Source organism: Pontibacter liquoris, from assembly GCF_022758235.1.
GTDB lineage: Bacteria > Bacteroidota > Bacteroidia > Cytophagales > Hymenobacteraceae > Pontibacter > Pontibacter liquoris.
The window spans coordinates 848,136-866,477 of record NZ_JALEBG010000001.1; the positions used below are offsets into that span (position 1 = coordinate 848,136).

Sequence of the window (18,342 nt, forward strand, 5' to 3'; positions counted from 1 at the left end):
AAATGTGTTATGACGTTGGTTTATCTCCCAGCCGATGCTTACATTTGGTTACCTTAAACTAATCTAAAAATCAAATTCACAAACCTTTACGAATGAAGAAAGTTTTAACCATTGCAGCCTTCCTGGCTTTAGGAGCCGGGAGTGCGATGGCGCAGAACACCTTTCCGCGCAATGGCGTGTATGATGAACGCTCCGGCCTGGTAGCTTTCACCAACGCCACCATCCACACCGATTATAAAACTACCATCCCGAACGCGACGCTTGTGATCCGCAATGGCCAGGTAGAAGCTGTAGGCAGCGGCGTGAAAGTACCAACCGGTGCTGTGGTGATCGATGCCAAAGGCAAGCACATTTATCCGGGCCTGGTAGATATGTTCAGCAACTACGGCCTGCCCGAAGTGAAAGAAGCCCGTGTTGGGTATGGCTCGCCGCCGCATCCGGATTCCGACAAGCTGGGCGCCTATGCCTGGAACCAGGCCATCCGGCCGGAAACCAACGCCGTGGAGCTTTTCAAGGTAAATAAAAAGGAAGCGGAAGCGCTGCGTAAACTTGGCTTCGGTACGGTTTTGTCGGTGCACCGCGACGGCATTGCCCGCGGCACGGCCACCTTGGTAACACTGGCTGATGCGCGCGAAAACGAAGTAGTGCTGCAGGACAAAGCGGCCGGCGCGCTCTCTTTCGATAGAGGCTCTTCGCAGCAGGATTATCCTAACTCGCTGATGGGCGCGGTGGCCTTGCTGCGCCAGACTTACCTGGATGCCAAATGGAACGCCCAGAGTACGGCCAAAGAGCAGAACCTTTCTTTAAAAGCCTTTACGGAGGCTAGCAAATACCCGCAGATCTTTGAAGCCGATAACCACCTGAACGTGGTGCGTGCCGATAAAGTGGGCGACGAGTTTGGTAAGCAATACATCATCAAGGGCAGTGGCGACGAATACCAGATGCTGCGCGAGGTGAAAGCGACCAATGCGCCGCTGATCATTTCGGTGAACTACCCGGACGCTTACAACGTGGAAGATCCTTTTGATGTGCGCCGCGTATCGCTGGCGGATATGAAACACTGGGAAATGGCGCCGGCCAATGCGGCCATGCTGCAGAAAGCGGGCATCACCTTCGCCTTTACCGCATCTGATCTGAAAGATAAAAAAGACTTTCTGCCTAACGTGCGCAAAGCCATCAAGTATGGCCTGCCCGAGCAGGAAGCCCTGAAAGCGCTTACCGCCACGCCGGCTGCCCTGCTGCATGCCGAAGGCCGCGTAGGTAGCCTGGGCGAAGGCAAGCTGGCCAACTTCCTGATCACGTCCGGCAACCTGTTTGCCGACGACAACATCATTCTGGAGAACTGGGTGCAGGGGCATCAGTACAAAGTAGCCGAGGTGCCATCCGATTACAGGGGTGTTTATACCTTAAAAGTTGGACAGGAACCGGAGCGCAAACTCATGATTGCCGGCACTGCCGATAAACCCGAGCTGAAAGTAATTGGCCAGGATACCGTTAAAGGCAAGATCACATTTAACGGCAACCTGGTTACCCTCTCTTTCAACAAAAGCAAAAAAGACAAGGCTGCCATCCGCCTGAGTGGCTGGCTGAATGAGAAGAACATGCAGGGCGAAGGCCAGTTGCCGGATGCCACTACCGTAAAATGGCTGGCGACGTTCTCAGCCGCGATGAGCGACAAAGCCAAAAAGGATAGTGTGAAAACCGCTGCTCCCGTGCAGTTAGGAAGCCTTGTTTATCCTTTTGCGGCCTATGGCCAGAGCGAGTTGCCCAAGCAGGAAACCGTGCTGATCAGAAATGCCACCGTTTGGACAAACGAAAAGGAGGGCAAACTGGAGAACACGGATGTGCTGCTCAAGAATGGCAAAATTGCCAAAGTAGGCAAGAACCTGAGCGAGTCCGGCGCCAAAGTGATCGACGGCACAGGCAAGCACCTGACGGCCGGTATCATCGACGAGCACTCGCACATTGCCCTCGACGATATTAACGAAGGCACGCAGGCCGTTACTTCCGAAGTACGCATGTCGGATGTGGTGAACTCCGAAGATGTGAACATTTACCGCCAGCTGGCCGGTGGCGTAACAGCCTCGCAACTGCTGCATGGCTCTGCCAACCCTATTGGCGGACAATCGGCGCTGATTAAAATGCGCTGGGGCAAAAGCCCCGAAGAACTGCTGGTTGAAAACGCAGACGGCTACATCAAATTTGCACTGGGCGAGAACGTGAAGCAATCGAACCGTAGCCGCGAGCATAGCATCCGTTTCCCGCAGACCCGCATGGGCGTGGAGCAGGTATACGTGGATGCCTTCCAGCGCGCCAAAGAGTATGAGCAAGACTGGAAAGCCTATAACGGACTATCCAAACGCAAGCAGGCCAAAGCCACTGCTCCGCGCCGCGACCTGGAACTGGATGCCCTGGTAGAGATCCTGAACAAGAAGCGTTTCATCACCTGCCACTCTTACGTGCAGTCGGAGATCAACATGATGATGAAAGTGGGCGATGAAATGGGCTTTAAGGTAAACACATTCACTCACATCCTGGAAGGCTATAAAGTGGCTGATAAGATGGCCGCCCGCGGCATAGGCGCCGGTACTTTCTCGGACTGGTGGGCTTACAAAATGGAGGTGAAAGATGCCATCCCGCAGAACGCTGGCATTATGAGCCAGGTGGGCGTGGTAACGGCCATCAACTCGGATGATGCCGAGATGGCCCGCCGCCTGAACCAGGAAGCTGCCAAAAGCGTGAAGTATACCGGCATGAGCGAAGAGGACGCCCTAAAAATGGTAACCCTGAACCCGGCCAAACTGCTGCACCTGGACAAGCGCATGGGAAGTATAAAAGCCGGCAAAGACGCTGACCTGGTTCTATGGAACAACCACCCGCTTTCGATCTACGCCAAACCTGAAAAGACGTTTGTGGATGGCATTGCCTACTACGACGCAGTGCGTGATGCGCAGCTTCGTCAGGACATGGAGAAAGAGCGCATGCGCCTGGTACAGGAAATGCTGAACGCCAAAACCGGCGGTGCTAAAACGCAGGCGCCCGTTAGCCGGAAAGTACGCGTACTGGATTGCGACGAAGTGGAGTTGAGCCAGGAAGAGCAATACACCGCTTATTAATTGTTAATTGCTGTAGTGTTAAATGGCTAAATGGTTGGTTATCATAAATAAACAAGTATAGCTGATCAACCATTTAGCAGTTAAACCATTTAACCTTCAAGCCATTTCGCTATCAAGAAAGAACTGAATTCGAAAAAATGAAAATCACGAAAAGATATATATCTGCGCTGGCTGCCCTGCTGCTTAGTGTGCCTGTGTGGGCACAGGTTCCAGCGCCGGCACCCAAGCAAAGCAAGCCTGTTTTGCTTAAAGGTGCAACGCTGCACGTCGGCAACGGCACGGTGATCGAGAATGCTGCCGTAGCCTTCAGCAATGGCAAAATAACCTATGCCGGTCCGCAAAGTGGCGCCGACCTGAGCGGCTACGAGGTGGTGGACGTGACAGGCCAGCAAATCTATCCCGGCCTAATCCATCCCAATTCCGGCCTGGGCCTGAACGAGATCGAGAGCGTACGCGCTACCATTGATGCGCAGGAAGTGGGGCAGTTTAACCCCAATGTGCGCTCGGTGGTAGCCTATAACACTGATTCCGATATCATCCCGACCATCCGAACCAACGGGGTGCTGATGACGCAGGTAACGCCTGCTGGCGGAACGATCTCCGGAACCTCGTCGGTGGTGCAGCTGGATGCCTGGAACTGGGAGGATGCAATTGTAAAAGGCGATGAAGGGGTGCACCTGAACTGGCCTGGCATGCTGGTAGAAACCGGCAACCCGGAAATTGATAAACGCCTGGCCCGCATGAAGGAGCAGCGTGAGCAGACCCTGACCGACCTGGCCGCCCTGATGCGGGATGCCAGCGTGTATAAAACCGGCAAGCACGACAACCAGAACCTGAAATTAACCGCCTTGACGGGCCTCTTTGATGGGACTAAAAAGCTGTACATCCACGCAGACTATGGCAAGGAGATACTGGAAGCTGTTAATTTTGCGAAGAAGTATGGCGTAAAGGACATGGTGCTGGTAGGCGGCCGCGATGCGCTGGTAGTAGCCGATTTCCTGAAAGCAAACAACATTCCAGTGATCTACTCCGGGGTGCATGCCTTGCCTTCCCGTGCGGAAGAAGATGTGGACGGTCCTTACAAAATGCCTTTCCTGCTGCAGCAGGCCGGTTTGCTCGTTGCCCTGGATTATGACCTGAGCGTACATGGTATCCGCAACCTGCCGTTTATTGCCGGCACCGCCGCCGCCTATGGTCTGAACAAAGAGCAGGCTCTGGCCACGGTTACGTTGAATACCGCCAGAATATTAGGCATCGACAAGCAGGCAGGTTCTGTGGAAGTAGGCAAAGACGCCACCCTGGTGGTTTCTGCCGGCGACCTGCTGGACATGCGCACCAACAATGTGACGCAGGCGTTCATCCAGGGTCGTAAAATAGACCTGAACAACAAGCAGACCTACCTGTATAAAAAGTTTGAGAGCAAGTATAAAGCACAGCAGGACGCTGCCGCTACCACCGGTGCTGCCGCCCCATCGTCAGGCCACTAGGTTATACTTCAAATAAGCTTATAAAAGCTGCTGGTTCAGGTTCTGAGCCAGCAGCTTTTTTGTTTTAGGGAATGTTTGTAGGTAGAGCAGGAGCCTTATACTTGCCGCACGGGGATTCTTAGGGCTAATTTTCGATTATACTTGGTAGCTGGAATATGATGCGCTGGTTTATACTTTGGCTATACTTGGTAGTTGATCAAATTCATCGTTTTGTACACCTGGCTATACTTGCGTACAGCCGAGATTATTAGTTTATATATGCTGCTATACTTGCTAGTTATCGGTCTTCCTCAGTCTTATAATTGCCCTGTTTCACCTTATACTTTGGAGCGCTCCAAGCCCGCGAGGGCTCGCCCTTGCGTTTCGCGCTGCTTTCGTTTCCTGCCTAACGGCTGCCGCTCCCGCGGCACCGGAAACTCTCGAGGCGCTCAACCCAAGGACTGGGATCAGTTTCGATAGCTTAGATTTATACTTTTGCAGAAAGATGAGCTTCAACTTTAACAGCATTGTACTTTTGAAGGGACAGGTCGCGACCTGTCCGCGCGATGGCAGACGCTTTGAAACCTTAGCCTAAGTATAAGTATGACTCTTTTTCTTCTTACCTCTTTCTTTTTGTCATCTTGAAAGGATCTTGGTGGAAGGGAGGTTAAGCCTTTACTACACTTGCATTCTGTTCCTCCATCAGCCTAAAGTCCCCTTTGAGGGGGTAGGGGGATGTTCTTCTTTATCCTTAACTAATCAGCTTATACTCTGACTCAAGTATACTTGTGTTCTCACCACCAATAATTATAAGCAACCGGCTCTTTTGGAATTATAATCCAAAAGTAAAGTAACCGCAGATTTGTAATCCGCCTAGAAAAAGCCTTGGCTCGAAGCACACTAGCGGATTACAAATCCGCGACAGACTACATTCCGGATTGCAAATCCGAAACAGCAGAGTTTACCCAGATCTCTCCTAGCGTCGAGATGACAGCAGAGCGGAGTGAATCTTTTCGCATCAGCCCGAACCCACAAAGCTTATACTTCACAAGCAGCAAAAACCGGCTCCCCTCCTTAAACAAGGAGGCGCCAGGGGTGGTTGGATTCGGTCCTGCAACGTTTAAACAAGCAACCCTATAAAAAAGAAAACCCCTGATCAGCGACCAGGGGGCTCAGTAAGATAATTACAAACAACAAACTATCTTTTACATGTTCTGCAGCCAGCTGTTACGCAGGGCCAGTTGCTCGGGCGTAGCCTGCGGGTTTAGCTCAAAAACATGCTTCTGTACGGCATCGCGCTGCAGTACGGTGGTGCTTACCTGCTGCTTCACGCCGTTGCGCAAAACAGTATAGGTGATTTTATTACCGGGCTTTGCCGCCACAAGTTTCATAAGTTCTTCCTGCGCATTCTGCAGAGTTACCGGAACACCATCTTTCGCGATCAGCTGGTCCTGGTTGTGCAGGCCGGCTTTGGCCAGTTCATCAGCTACCTCTACAAAAACGATCGCGCCTTCCGGGGTTACCGTGAAATCATAGCCCAGAAAAGGCTTCTGCTCGTTTGTTTTCACAACCGGCAAATACGTTATGCCCAGCTTGCTGTAATAGTCGGCAATAGGCAGCGGCTCAGCGTTTTTAACATAACGGTCAAAGAAGTCGCCGATCTCGGGGTATGTTTTAGCAGTGAAAATGTTGAAGAAATCATTTTCCGGGAACGCCTTTTTCGGGCCATACTCCTTCGAGAGCTCATTGATCACCTCGCGCAGGCCGCGCTTTCCACCCGATAGTTCCAGCAAGCGGATATCGAGCAAGGCAGCTGTCAGGGCACCGCGGTTGTAGATGTTGCCGTATTGCTTCTGGCCTTCGGGGGTATACGAGGTCAGGGCTAGTTTCTGCAGGCTGTAGTTCGGGTCCATGCGGTCGTTAAAGTATAACTTTTCGCGCAGGTCGGTCAGGTAAGCGGGCAGGTCGATGAGCTTGTTGCGCAGCTGCATCATATCCGAGGCCCACTCGGTGGTGCCTTCGTAGAGCCACAGGTGCTGCGAAGGCGTTGGCGTTACGAAGTTAAACTGCGAAATGACCTCGCTGTGGATGTTGAGTGGGGTGATGATGTGGAAGAATTCATGCGAGGCCACATCGGTGATGTGCTGCGCAAACTCGGGCGTAAGCTCTTTTTCCCGGAACACATACTCCGAGCTGTAGGAATGCTCCCAGGCGCCCATTTCCTGGTCTTCGAAATGGTAGAGAAACGTGTAGCGGTCTACCGGGAAATCGACCACGAACTTATTTGCCGCTTCCAGCATGGCCGTCATGTTGGCCATCAGCGCCTGCGACGCTACTTTACCGGTTTTGGAGTAAGTATAAATGGCAATAGTAGTGCCTTTAAAGTTGCTTTCGGCTTTGGTCAGGGTGCCGGCAAGTATAGGCGAATCCACGATCTGGTCGAAGTTCTCGGCCTGGTAATAGCCTTTATCATCCAGCTTGAGGGCGGTGCCCACGAGCCAGCTCTGCGGGTAGTCCAGCTTTACGCGCAGCGGCGTGGCCTGTAATCCTTTCAGGTAGCCAAATACGCCCTGTCCGTTTATGAGGGCATGGTCCTGCTCCAGCGAGGTGCCGCACATTTTATACACGGTATTCTCTTTCACAGGGGTGTCCCAAGTTTCGGCAATGCGGTAGCTGATGCGGCGCACTTTTTCAGGTTTGCTCAGCTGCCACTGGTTAGTGCTGATCTGGGTAGTTTTCAGCTCGCGGCCCTTTTTATCGTAGGCTTTAAACTCGCGCACAAAACGGCCGATGTCCATGGTCTGGTAGGTGCCCGGGGCTGTTGCCGCAAACTGGTACACATCGTTTTGTTTGGAGAGCCCTTTTACCTGCAGGATCACGTTAAATTCATCGGCTGCCCTGTCGTTGAGGTTGACCAGGTAGGTGAGCTCGGGCTTTCTTCCGGCCTCAGCCTGGGGCGGCAAAGCAAGAAGTGCAAGTAAGCCAAGGGCGGCGGTAATTCTTCTCATAGCTTGAAACGGCATATAACGTCTGAGGAAAAGTATAAAATGCCGCTGCCTTTCACTAATAAATTAGATGAACGGTGCAAACATCTCGACTGAAGGGCCACTTCTGCCATTTTGCACCTTTTATACTTCCAGTAAACCAGCTATTACCAGGCGCAGACCCAACACTGTGGCCGTAAGTTCGTTTATAGGGAAAGTAAATACCTCTAAAAAAGCTATACCTATGGAAAGAGACGACCGATATTACAACAGCGGAAATAATTACGAAGGCGATAACCGCCGGCAACGACATAACAACGCGGGAGACAAGCTCTCCAATTACCAGACCCGCTACGAAAGCCACGGCAATTATTATGGTATGCCCAATGCGCAACAAACCTATCAGGATGTGCGCGCCGCACACGGCCCGTTGCATGGCAATAATACCTCCGGACCGGTAGGCGGCTACGGCGCCAGCAGTTACCGGGGGGCTAGCGACCAGGGCAACCAGGGCCGCTGGGAAGAACAAAACCGCACCCATCGCAACGAAGGCGACCGCGAAAGCCGCCACTATAACTATGGCTCGGGCCACCAAAGTACTTCCGGGCACCGCAACCGGGACAATCATTACCGGTACGGCGACCCGAACCCATATATGGGCGGATATGAGCAGACCAGGGGCACCGGCTGGGACCGCGATAGCTCGGGCGCTTACCGGGGCAGCACCAGCACCAACGACAACAGCCGCTATGCGCGCCAGGATAACAGCTACCAGAGCAGCGGCCAGGGCAGAAGGTACAGCGACTTTGGCCGTGATGAGCAGCGCTCCTACAATCCCGGCAACGTGGACGCGTACTACGACCGCTCGGACTTTAACCGCAGCAGCTCTGACAACGACTTCCGCGGGTACCGGCCTCAGCAGAACCGTTTTTACGACAGCGATGCACGGCGGCACGTAGAGTTGCAGCAGGGAGAGATCCGCACTACGCGCAGTAGCCAGGACGAAATACGCGACCAGGATTATACCAAACACGAAAACCGCTACCGCAGTGGCAGCGAGGAGCGCCGCCACCGGTCAGGCCCTAACTACAATGCCAGCTCATCAGCCAGCAGTTATACCGACAGCGGAAGCATTCGCTAGCATTCGTTAAAAGCAAAAGCCCGCAGCTGGTTCTGCGGGCTTTTTTATGCATGTTTATATTTTCGCAATCAGCGGCTGCCCGATAACACGCGTAGTTTGTTTATCACGTTAATCCCGTATCCTCCAACAAAGAACTGACACATATGCCAAGCTCCCGATTTATACTTGCTTCCTTCCTTTCCCTGCTCTTGCTGGCAGGCGGCTGCACAGTTAAACCTGTCAACGCAGATGCTGAGGCCGAAACCATCAGAGACGCTTACTGGATGCTGCTCTCGGTGGAGGGGATGAGCCCGCAGGCACCCAACAATACCCACACCGCTTATATCCGGTTCGAGGAAAATGAAAACGATGTGCACGGCTTTGCCGGCTGCAATAAGTTCACGGGCAAGTATAAGGCTGACGAAGACACGCACAAACTACAGCTAAGCGCCCTGAGTAGCACCAAAATGATGTGCCCCGATATGGACCTGGAAAACAAACTGCTGCAGGAGCTGCAGCGGGTGGATACCTACAGCCTGGCCGGCGATATCCTGACGCTGTATGCCGGCGGCAAAGCCGTTGCCATGTTCCGGACCGGCAATGAGCACGAGGTGACAGACGTAGTGGAGGGCGGGCTGCACTAAAGACAGCTCCCTGAACGTGTTTTTATTTTACTGGGATGTTTTGAGCAGCAGCTCGTTAAACTTCTCGAGCAGGGCAATATACTTGCGTTGCAGGCTCACCAGCTCCGCTTCGCATTCTTTCAAGCTGTTGGGCTTGTGCAGCTCCTGCGGCTCACCATCGAAGGGCAGCAGCAGGTTGTTGTTCTGCGATGCCTGCGGCGCTGTTCCCTCTTTTTTTACATTCTTACTCAGATGCGGGAATTCCTGTGAAAAATCGTGGTGAATCACTTCACCCAGCTTCAGTATAAAGCTGTAGGGAATGCTGGTTTCCTTAAATTTATTGTATAGCGTTTTCCGGCTCACGCCAAGCTTATCAGCTACTACGCCAATGGCCACGCCGCTGCCTTTAATGGCATCGCGTATGATCTCTCCTCTGTGTACTGGTGCTTTCATAATATCTTCCGCACGTGATCAAATCTGTGTAAAACGGGTTTGTTCTACAAAAATAGGTAAATAGTATGCATCATGTGTGTATGGCCCCAAAATTATACGGCAAAATATACCAGCTGCTAAAAAGCCCTGGCTATAACCTGCTGAAAGCCTTTTGTGAAGAGCAGCCGGTTTTAATTGGTGCCCGGTAGTATAAAATTGCTTTTAGTGGCTGCCCTGGCCAAAGAAATCTCCGGTGTTCCAGGCAGGCCGCTGCGCCGACTGCGCGACCAGGTAGCCGATGAGGAAGTTGAGCTGCGCATACTTTTTGCCCGCTTCAAAATCAAAGATGCCGTTGATATCGTCCTGCGGTTTATGGTAATATTTGGCGCGCCACTCCTTTACCTGCACATCCAGGTTGTTTTTGCCATCGGCCGTCTTGTTGCCATACTTGATGTGCAGCGCCGGGATGCCCTGCGTCACAAAACTGTACTGGTCGCTGCGCACAAAGCGGTTCTGGTCCGGCTCCGGGTCGGCTTCCACTGTCAGGCCCATGTAGGCGCTTGCCTGCTGCACCTGCTGCGCCAGCGACGAGTGTTCAGCGCCCAGGGCTACCACCGATAGCAGCGGCGCAATAATAGTCGGCATATCCGTGTTGATATCGGCCACGATACTGGCTGCAGGAACGGTTGGGTGGCGCGCAAAATAGGCCGAGCCCAGCAGACCCATTTCCTCGCCGGTTACCATCACCAGTAAAACCGAGCGTCGGGGTTTTTCTTTCAGGCGGTTATACACGTTGGCGATCTCGAGCAAACTGGCTACGCCGGAGGCATTGTCGTGGGCACCATTGTAGATCGAGTCGCCGTCCACAGGAGTGCCGATGCCAACATGATCCAGGTGGGCGCTGTGCACGACATATTCGTTTTTAAGCTGCGGGTCCGAGCCTTCGATCAGACCCACTACATTGTAGCTGTCTATGTCGTGGTAGGCCGAGGTATAGTTGGCGCTTACCGTGATCTGGAGCGGGGCAGAGGCTGGCGTTCCGTTTTTAAGCGAGGCAATTGTTTTCTCATAATCCAGGCTGGCATTGCTGAAGAGGCGGAGCAAGGCCTCGTTGGTGACCTGGGCAAGCAGTTTGATCTGGTCGGAAACATAGTTGCGCGATACGGCTACCTTTCCTTCCGGCGTCAGCACGCTATAGCTGCCGTGCGCCTGGTTAGGCAGAGTCGCCTGCGCATTAGTAGTGCCTACCACCACGCCCACAGCCCCATGTGCAGCGGCATTTTCTAGGATCGTGTGCATGTCCATACTATAGGCGGCCACGGTCTTTTCAAATTTTTCGGGCGCTCCGCGCAACACCACCACGATCTTTCCGGCCACGTCCCGTCCGGCATAATCGTCGTAACCCAGTTGGGGAGCGCTGATGCCATACCCGGCAAAAACCAGCGGCGCCTGCACCTGCACCAGCGGCAGCTGCGGGTTTGGAAAGATGATGTAGTCGTGGCCATAGGTAAGCATGGCGGCTGGGCCGGCGCTGCCCTGCAGTTGGAGGATTGCATTCGTACCGGTAGTGGCGTTCCGTAGCTTTACTGCCTGCAGGTAGCTGTTGTTTTCGCCGGAAGGCTTTACACCTGCTTTCTTATACTGGTTTATTATGTAGGCCACCGCGGTATCATAGCCAGGCGTGCCAGGTTTGCGGCCCAGCAGCCGGTCGTCGGCCAGATAAGCGATATGGTTTTTGAGCGTTTCCGGGGATACTTTCTTCAGCGCTTTGGCAACATTCCTCTCCACTTTAATGGCTTGTGGCAGGGCATGCTGGGCAGCCAGTATAAAACACAAGACAAGCAGGTATTTTGTTGATTTCATGTAAGTGCGTATCGAATGTGAAGTATAAAGATACAGCAAAACGGGTTTTACAAGCTATCAGGCGGAAAGATTTACGCGCGGGGCAGCAGGATAAAAATAAGATGAAACCCTGCGTCGGAAAGTTACATATAACGGATGTACAAACATACAATCCCTTTGCCTGCAACAGGTTATGCCGTGTGGGTACTGGCTCAAAAGCAAAACAAACTTACATCATACTTCTAAAAAGAAAGGAACATGGCAACAACTAAATGGATTATAGACCCAACGCACAGTGAGATCCAGTTTAAGGTAAAACACCTCATGATCACAACCGTTACCGGCTATTTCAGCAAGTTTAATCTGGAAGTGGAAACTGAAGACGAGGATTTTACCAAAGCCACGCACATTGTGTTTACCGCCGACGTGAATTCCATCAGCACCAACAACGAGCAACGCGACACCCACCTGCGCTCTGCCGATTTCTTTGATGCCGAAACGCACGGGGAGCTCCGGTTCGTAGGCCAGAACTTTGATAAGCGAAACGATAACGAAGCGAAGCTGAACGGCGAGCTGACCATCCGGGGCGTTACAAAACCGGTGACCGTAAACGTAGAGTATGGCGGCATTGTGGTAGACCCCTACGGCCAGACAAAAGCAGGCTTTACCGTGGATGGCAAGATCAGCAGGAAAGAGTTTGGCCTGGTTTGGGATGCCGTTACCGAGGCTGGCAGTGTGGTGGTGAGCGACGAGATCCGGCTCCATTGCGAGATACAGCTTGTAAAACAGGCTTAACAGAAGGCATAACTTTTAGCACCAGAAACAGGAAGGCCCGCCGGAAATTATTTCGGCGGGCCTTCCTGTTTAAGTATAGGTAACCTGATCAGATTTTAAATGAAAGGGAAGCAAGTATAAAACGAGCTGAAGTGTGGCTTTGCTACTGGTTCTGGCTGCGGAACTGTTCGGGCGTTTGGCCGGTGTGCTTTTTAAAGAACCGGGCAAAGTATGAATTATCAAAAAAGCCCAGTTCGGCCGCCAGCTGTGTCACCGTCAGATCGGAGTGCACCAGGAGCCTTTTTGCTTCCAGCACCAGCCGCTCCTGTATCAGGTCGGTCAGGCTTTTCCCCAACACCCGCTTGCAGGTGTTTGCCAGCTGCCGGGCAGTTAGGTGCAGTTTTTCGGCATAAAAAGTAACAGGCTGATGTGTTTTATAATGGCTGTCGATCAGGTAGTGCAGGTCCTGCAGCTGCCCGTATACCATGGGCGCTACCTGCTCGGAAGAGGCACCTTCATAGTAGATGCGCGTGAGCAGGAGCAACAGAATATCCAGGTAATCACGGATGATATCGTCCTTTTTAAGTTGCTGCTGAGTATACTCGTCTTCTATGCACCGCACGATCGCGAGCAGGCGCGCCTCCTCCGGAGCCGAAAGCGTTACCAGCGGCTTATGGAGTAGCGCATTGAAAAACGGAAAACCGTAGAGCTTTTTTTCGGAGTGGGCGAGGAGGTAAAATTCCGGAGTAAAGAACAGGATGTAGCCATCCGCATCACCGGAAAGCTGCCAGCTGTGCACCTGCCCCGGACTTAGCAGGTATACTTTGCGCGGCGCAACCGGGTAAGTCCGGAAATCGATGGTATGGGTGCCCGAGCCGCTGGTAAGCAGTAAGATGATAAAGAAATTGTGCTTGTGCGGCTTCTGAATGAACTGGTGTGCCTGCAGGTGGTTAGCAAACCGGTTCAGGTAGAAATAATTTTCGCTGCCTGGCAAGGCGTCAAAATCCTGTATCCGGAAAATGGGCAAGTGGTTCTCAGGCATTGCGGACGTGCTGTTGGGCAACGAAGATAGCACACCACAACGCAACTGCAAACGTATTTCAGGCCTGCTTGCATCCGAAAGCATCAGAAATCTTCGGGTGCCGGATCGTTAACGTACCGGCGTACCCGAACGGACGTACCGGATCAGCTTTTGGGCACGCCTTTGTAGCTGACAAAAAAGTTGATCCAGATAGCCCGGGATAAGCGGAAGAGCAGGGGCGTGAGCAGGAGCAGCACCACGATGAGCGAAATAATAAAGGCTGTCATTGTCACTTCGTCCATCAGCATGTCCAGCAGGAGCCACAGCCCGATCACCACGGCGGTAGTTAGCCCGTAGCTTACAAACATGGCCCCGTAATAGTAACCCGGCTCGGGTTCATAATGCAGGCCGCAGCAGGGACAGGTTTCATACATGTCGGCAAACTTCTGTACCTTAAACAACGTGCCTTTCGGGAACAGATCTCCCTCGTGGCACCTGGGGCATTTCATATTAACGATGCTGTAGAGCTTGGTTTCTTTCCAGGACATGGTGTATCAGCTTAAATGATTTACTAAGGCAAAGATACGCTATAATTATACGCTGCTTACCGGATTAAATGAACGAAGTATAGGACAAATAAGCAATCCCGGCGGCTGCTATCAAAAGGATAGCCCGGAAACGAAAAGACGTCCGGCAAAACCGCTGTTTTATTGCTGCTGTCCTGTCAGCTCACCTGCACCGACTCATCCCCCAGCACATCCTGGATATAGAGCATTTTTATTATCACCATCAGCATCGCAATAAGGGGCGTGGCCAGGATGAGACCCAGCGGGCCGGAGAAAACGCCTAACAACAATTGCCCGGTGATAATGAGAGCGGGCGGAATTTCCACCATCTTTTTCTGCACAAGGGGTGTGAGTAGGTTGCTTTCCACGGCCTGTATGCCTATGTAGAGCAGCACCACGTAAAGGGCCTGGTCGGGCCCTTGCAGCAGCGCGATCAGGACAGCGGGTATGAGGCCCAGGATAGGCCCGAAGTTAGGAATGAAAGAGAGCAGTCCCGCAATCACACCCAGGGCAATGGCCATTGGGATGCCCAGCAACCATAGGCCGACCGTGGTTAGGATACCTACTACTGCCATCGAGAAAAGCTTTCCCAGTATCCATTTGTAAAGGGTAGCGCCAATTTTATCGAGCACTTCTGTGATCCGCTTGCGCCTGTTTTTCGGGAAAAGCAGGATGATGCCCTGCCGGTAAGTATTCGGATCGATGGTTACAAAAATGGCGATGAACAGGATAATATAGATGTTTGCCAGTACGCTGAAAGTGGAGGAGAGCACGCCGATGCTTTTCTGCAGCCAGTTATTTTTACCCTGCAGCAGGCTGGAGGCGGTGGGTAGTTCATCCAGCAGCCGTTGCGCCCATTTATACTGGCTCAGCTGCTGTTTCAGGTCGGCAACGGCTTTGGGCAGCTGCTCGCTCAGGTTATTTACCTGTTCGCTTACCTGCGGGGCCAGCAACCACCAGGCCACCCCGATCAGGGCCAGAAAGGCCACCACCACCAGGCCCAGCGACCAGCCCTCGGGCAGGCTGGTGCGCTTATGCAGCGCGTGGGCGGTGCCCCGAAAAAAGATGGCGATCAGCAAACTGGCAAATACCAGCAGCAGCACGCTGTTAAAAGTATAAAGTATAAAAACAACAAGCAGCAGCATAAGGAGCGTAATGCCAACCGCTTTGATTACTTTGCGGTAGTAAGGTTCCGGTGTGTCTGTTTTGGTTGTAGTGTCGGGTTGTATCGGGTAGGCCATAATGGAGTATTACAGGTTAATAATAACTTTAGCGCGGGTGATTTGCAGGATGATCGGGCAGGAGCAGTATGATTTTATACCGGAAAGACTGCCTTAAAGTTGAAAATTGCCCTGTAAAGCCCGCTTAATTCAGCACCTTGCCGGCAGCAATGTTTATTTGGTAGGCAAGAAGAAGTATAAAACGAAAAGCAGATTTCCCGTAGGTACCATCAAATCAAAGCGCATACATGAAACAGCAGGTAATCATTGGCATGGACATCGGCACGACCAGTACTAAAGCAGTGGCTTTTGACGAAAGCGGGCAGGTTCTGTTTCAGGAGGCGGTAGAATACTCCATTCTGAGTCCTGAAGCGGGCTATGCCGAGCAGGACCCGGGCGTAGTTTTCCAGGCCGTGCTTACCACCTTAAAAGCCGTTGCAAAGCAGCTCCAGGCGCAAGATGATCATACCCTGGCAGGCGTGTGTTTCAGCAGCGCTATGCACAGCTTGATTGCCATGGATGCCGCGGGGCAGCCGCTTACCAACTGTATCATCTGGGCCGATACGCGCAGCAAAGCCTATGCCGACAGTCTGAAAGGCAGCGCCGCCGGGCACGCCATTTACCTGGAAACAGGTACCCCGCTGCACCCCATGTCGCCGCTGCCCAAGCTATGCTGGTTGCGCGAGCAGCAGCCGGAGGTGTTCCGAAAGGCCCACAAGTTTATCGGCATTAAAGAGTATGTGCTGTTCCGGTTGTTTGGTAAGTATAAGATTGATTATTCCATTGCTTCAGCCACCGGGCTTTTCAACAGCCGGACGCTGGACTGGCATCAGGCAGCGCTCGATGTGGCCGGCATCACCCCAGACCGTCTTTCGGAGCTGGTGCCGCCCACCTATACTTTCCGAGAGCTGCGGCCGGGCTTTGCGGCGCTGCTGGAGGTGCCGGCCACGCTGCCGTTTGTGATCGGGGCCAGCGACGGCTGCCTGGCTAACCTGGGCGCCAATGCCGTGCACCCCGGCGATGCGGTGGTGACTATCGGCACGAGCGGCGCCGTGCGCGTGATGTCCGGAAAAGCTGCTGCCGACCCGCTGGAGCGCATTTTTAGTTACATGCTGGCGCCGGAGCATTTTGTATTGGGCGGCGCCATGAACAATGGCGGCGTGGTGCTGCGCTGGTTTCGGGATAACTTTTATACGTTGGAAGCAGCCTCTGAAACAGGCGATTTTTACGATCTGCTGTGCCGGAAAGCGGCCGGTATACCTGCCGGCGCCGATGGCCTGTTGTTTCTGCCTTACCTGCTGGGCGAGCGGGCGCCTATCTGGGATGCCAATGCGCGGGCCTGCTTTATCGGGGTGCATTATACCCATACGCGCGAACATTTTCTGCGGGCCCTGCTGGAAGGCGTGATCTTCGGGGTATACAGCATGGGCCAGGCGCTGGAACAAACCACCGGGCCCATCACCGCGATTTATGCCAATGGTGGCTTTGCGCGCTGCCAGACCTGGGTGCAGATGCTAGCCGATGTGTTTAACCGCAAAGTGTCTGTATCCGATACGGCCGAAGGCTCGGCGCTGGGGGCCGCCATCATGGGCATGTATGCGCTGGGAATAGCAGCTAACCTGGAAACGGCCGCCGCCAGGATGACGTCTGTGAGCAAAACGTACTTGCCTGACCCTGCCACCCACGAGCTGTACCGGCAGAGCTACGCGTTGTTTGAAAACCTCTATCCGAAGCTAAAAGACACCTTTACCCAACTGGGCAGCTAACCCGGCTGGCGCAGCACTTTCAGGTACTTTTCTGTACCGATAAGTATAGAATTTTCATATATTGAGGACACATCATCCAAACGCCCATGTCGCTCCTCATCGTTGTTCTTGGCATACTTGCTCTTTTGCTCCTGATCCTGGTTTTTAAACTGAATGCGTTTATCGCGCTGGTGCTGGTAGCGCTGGGCATAGGCGTGGCCGAAGGGATGGATGTAAATGCAGCGCTGGCTTCGGTGCAGAAAGGCATCGGCGATACGCTGGGCTCGCTGGCGCTTATACTTGGTTTTGGCGCCATGCTCGGCAATCTGTTATCAGAGAGCGGGGCCGCGCAGCGCATCACCTATGGCCTTATCCGGCGCTTCGGCATTGGTAATCTGCAATGGGCCATGGTGCTGACAGGCTTTGTGGTGGGCTTGCCCATGTTCTACAATGCCGGGTTTGTGATCCTGATTCCACTGGTATTTTCTGTGGCCGCCTCTGCCCGGTTGCCGCTCCTGTACGTGGGCGTGCCGATGGCGGCCGCGCTCTCAGTTACGCATGGCTTTCTGCCGCCTCACCCGGGGCCAACGGCTATAGCCATTATGTTTCAGGCCGATATTACCCGCACGCTCTTGTACGGCCTGGTGCTGGCCGTACCCACCATCATCGTTGCCGGGCCGCTCTTCAGCCGTACCCTGCGCAAGTATAAAACAAAGCCGCCCGAAGGGCTTTTTACTGTTCGGCAGTTTACCGAAGAAGAAATGCCCGGCTATGGCGTTAGTATGTTCACGGCCCTGGTGCCCATTACCCTGATGGCTGTTGCCGCGGTGCTGGGTTTGCTTTTGCCGGCCGGCTCGGGCCTGAGGCAGTTCTTTTCCTTTGTAGGCGATCCAGTGATGGCGCTGCTGCTCTCGGTGCTGATTGCCGTTTATACTTTGGGGCTGAGGCGGGGCCGAAGTATGGCCGAGATTATGAAGATAACGACTGATGCCATTGGCAGCATCGCCATGATCCTGCTCATTATCGGGGCCGGAGGTGCGCTGAAGCAGGTGCTGGTAGATTCCGGCGTGGGGGCGGATATTACAAAGCTGGTGAGCGGTACCAACCTCTCGCCGCTGTTGCTGGCCTGGCTCATTACGGCTATGCTGCGGGTGTGCCTGGGCTCGGCCACGGTGGCCGCCATTACCGGGGCCGGCATTGTGTTGCCCTTGCTGGCAGGCTCGGGCATCAGCCCCGAACTGATGGTGCTGTCGGTCGGTGCGGGCAGCCTGATGTTCTCCCACGTCAACGACCCGGGCTTCTGGATGTTCAAAGAATATTTTGGACTCACGCTTCCGCAAACCATCGCAACCTGGTCTATTATGGAAACCATTGTGTCGGTGATGGGGCTTTTGGGCGTGCTGCTGCTGGCGCAGTTTGTTTAAAAAACGGTC

The 18,342-nt window shown here is 53.4% G+C and carries 14 protein-coding genes; 8 read left to right on the forward strand and 6 right to left on the reverse strand.

Features of this window, described 5'->3' with window-relative positions:
• Nucleotides 1-92: 92 nt before the first annotated feature.
• The 3 genes from LWL52_RS03445 to LWL52_RS20620 all read left to right on the forward strand — a co-directional run bounded on the left by LWL52_RS03445 (nucleotide 93) and on the right by LWL52_RS20620 (nucleotide 5,357).
• Nucleotides 93-3,116, forward strand: coding sequence for an amidohydrolase family protein (locus LWL52_RS03445; protein WP_242916945.1), 3,024 nt, complete (start codon nucleotides 93-95; stop codon nucleotides 3,114-3,116).
• 137 nt (nucleotides 3,117-3,253) lie between these two features.
• A complete protein-coding gene (locus LWL52_RS03450; protein ID WP_242916947.1) occupies nucleotides 3,254-4,603 on the forward strand; it encodes an amidohydrolase family protein in 1,350 nt (449 codons plus the stop codon).
• 634 nt (nucleotides 4,604-5,237) lie between these two features.
• Nucleotides 5,238-5,357 (forward strand): AgrD family cyclic lactone autoinducer peptide, encoded by a 120-nt coding sequence (locus LWL52_RS20620; protein ID WP_367615642.1) that lies wholly within the window; start codon nucleotides 5,238-5,240, stop codon nucleotides 5,355-5,357.
• A 430-nt stretch (nucleotides 5,358-5,787) separates the two neighbouring features.
• Here LWL52_RS20620 and LWL52_RS03455 read toward each other — a convergent pair whose 3' ends face one another.
• Nucleotides 5,788-7,590, reverse strand: coding sequence for a M61 family metallopeptidase (locus LWL52_RS03455; RefSeq protein ID WP_242916949.1), 1,803 nt, complete (start codon nucleotides 7,588-7,590; stop codon nucleotides 5,788-5,790).
• A 220-nt stretch (nucleotides 7,591-7,810) separates the two neighbouring features.
• Here LWL52_RS03455 and LWL52_RS03460 point away from each other — a divergent pair, with 220 nt between their 5' ends.
• Both LWL52_RS03460 and LWL52_RS03465 read left to right on the forward strand, forming a co-directional pair.
• Nucleotides 7,811-8,707 carry a hypothetical protein gene (locus tag LWL52_RS03460; RefSeq protein ID WP_242916951.1) on the forward strand — a complete coding sequence of 299 codons (897 nt, stop codon included), beginning with the start codon at nucleotides 7,811-7,813 and terminating at the stop codon, nucleotides 8,705-8,707.
• A 143-nt stretch (nucleotides 8,708-8,850) separates the two neighbouring features.
• Nucleotides 8,851-9,330 carry an META domain-containing protein gene (locus tag LWL52_RS03465; RefSeq protein ID WP_242916953.1) on the forward strand — a complete coding sequence of 160 codons (480 nt, stop codon included), beginning with the start codon at nucleotides 8,851-8,853 and terminating at the stop codon, nucleotides 9,328-9,330.
• 27 nt (nucleotides 9,331-9,357) lie between these two features.
• Here the strand turns inward: LWL52_RS03465 and LWL52_RS03470 are convergent, their stop codons facing one another.
• Together LWL52_RS03470 and LWL52_RS03475 are read right to left on the reverse strand one after the other, a co-directional pair.
• Nucleotides 9,358-9,762, reverse strand: a complete 405-nt coding sequence (locus tag LWL52_RS03470; RefSeq protein WP_242916955.1) for a DNA-binding transcriptional response regulator — start codon at nucleotides 9,760-9,762, stop codon at nucleotides 9,358-9,360.
• A 201-nt stretch (nucleotides 9,763-9,963) separates the two neighbouring features.
• Entirely contained in the window at nucleotides 9,964-11,604 is a 1,641-nt protein-coding gene (locus LWL52_RS03475) for a M28 family peptidase (RefSeq protein ID WP_242916957.1), read from the reverse strand.
• Nucleotides 11,605-11,841: 237 nt separating this feature from the next.
• Here LWL52_RS03475 and LWL52_RS03480 point away from each other — a divergent pair, with 237 nt between their 5' ends.
• Complete coding sequence (locus LWL52_RS03480) at nucleotides 11,842-12,378, forward strand: YceI family protein (RefSeq protein WP_242916959.1); 537 nt, start codon at nucleotides 11,842-11,844, stop codon at nucleotides 12,376-12,378.
• 142 nt (nucleotides 12,379-12,520) lie between these two features.
• Here the strand turns inward: LWL52_RS03480 and LWL52_RS03485 are convergent, their stop codons facing one another.
• The 3 genes from LWL52_RS03485 to LWL52_RS03495 form a co-directional block, all read right to left on the reverse strand.
• Complete coding sequence (locus tag LWL52_RS03485) at nucleotides 12,521-13,399, reverse strand: helix-turn-helix domain-containing protein (protein WP_242916961.1); 879 nt, start codon at nucleotides 13,397-13,399, stop codon at nucleotides 12,521-12,523.
• A gap of 143 nt (nucleotides 13,400-13,542) precedes the next feature.
• Nucleotides 13,543-13,926 carry a DUF983 domain-containing protein gene (locus LWL52_RS03490; protein WP_242916963.1) on the reverse strand — a complete coding sequence of 128 codons (384 nt, stop codon included), beginning with the start codon at nucleotides 13,924-13,926 and terminating at the stop codon, nucleotides 13,543-13,545.
• Between the two features lie 176 nt (nucleotides 13,927-14,102).
• Nucleotides 14,103-15,185, reverse strand: a complete 1,083-nt coding sequence (locus LWL52_RS03495; protein WP_242916965.1) for an AI-2E family transporter — start codon at nucleotides 15,183-15,185, stop codon at nucleotides 14,103-14,105.
• Between the two features lie 227 nt (nucleotides 15,186-15,412).
• Between LWL52_RS03495 and LWL52_RS03500 the strand changes: the two genes are divergently transcribed.
• Both LWL52_RS03500 and LWL52_RS03505 read left to right on the forward strand, forming a co-directional pair.
• Nucleotides 15,413-16,930 (forward strand): gluconokinase, encoded by a 1,518-nt coding sequence (locus tag LWL52_RS03500; protein ID WP_242916967.1) that lies wholly within the window; start codon nucleotides 15,413-15,415, stop codon nucleotides 16,928-16,930.
• An 86-nt stretch (nucleotides 16,931-17,016) separates the two neighbouring features.
• Nucleotides 17,017-18,333, forward strand: a complete 1,317-nt coding sequence (locus LWL52_RS03505) for a gluconate:H+ symporter (RefSeq protein ID WP_242916969.1) — start codon at nucleotides 17,017-17,019, stop codon at nucleotides 18,331-18,333.
• Nucleotides 18,334-18,342: the final 9 nt, after the last annotated feature.

Excerpts from the sequence above, each read along its gene's own strand:
- LWL52_RS03450 (WP_242916947.1), top strand. The coding sequence starts at position 3,254 with ATGAAAATCACGAAAAGATATATATCTGCGCTGGCTGCCCTGCTGCTT.
- LWL52_RS03475 (WP_242916957.1), bottom strand. The coding sequence starts at position 11,604 with ATGAAATCAACAAAATACCTGCTTGTCTTGTGTTTTATACTGGCTGCC.
- LWL52_RS03500 (WP_242916967.1), top strand. The coding sequence starts at position 15,413 with ATGAAACAGCAGGTAATCATTGGCATGGACATCGGCACGACCAGTACT.
- LWL52_RS03480 (WP_242916959.1), top strand. The coding sequence starts at position 11,842 with ATGGCAACAACTAAATGGATTATAGACCCAACGCACAGTGAGATCCAG.
- LWL52_RS03465 (WP_242916953.1), top strand. The coding sequence starts at position 8,851 with ATGCCAAGCTCCCGATTTATACTTGCTTCCTTCCTTTCCCTGCTCTTG.
- LWL52_RS03485 (WP_242916961.1), bottom strand. The coding sequence starts at position 13,399 with ATGCCTGAGAACCACTTGCCCATTTTCCGGATACAGGATTTTGACGCC.
- LWL52_RS03495 (WP_242916965.1), bottom strand. The coding sequence starts at position 15,185 with ATGGCCTACCCGATACAACCCGACACTACAACCAAAACAGACACACCG.
- LWL52_RS03460 (WP_242916951.1), top strand. The coding sequence starts at position 7,811 with ATGGAAAGAGACGACCGATATTACAACAGCGGAAATAATTACGAAGGC.
- LWL52_RS03490 (WP_242916963.1), bottom strand. The coding sequence starts at position 13,926 with ATGTCCTGGAAAGAAACCAAGCTCTACAGCATCGTTAATATGAAATGC.
- LWL52_RS03445 (WP_242916945.1), top strand. The coding sequence starts at position 93 with ATGAAGAAAGTTTTAACCATTGCAGCCTTCCTGGCTTTAGGAGCCGGG.
- LWL52_RS03505 (WP_242916969.1), top strand. The coding sequence starts at position 17,017 with ATGTCGCTCCTCATCGTTGTTCTTGGCATACTTGCTCTTTTGCTCCTG.
- LWL52_RS03455 (WP_242916949.1), bottom strand. The coding sequence starts at position 7,590 with ATGAGAAGAATTACCGCCGCCCTTGGCTTACTTGCACTTCTTGCTTTG.
- LWL52_RS03470 (WP_242916955.1), bottom strand. The coding sequence starts at position 9,762 with ATGAAAGCACCAGTACACAGAGGAGAGATCATACGCGATGCCATTAAA.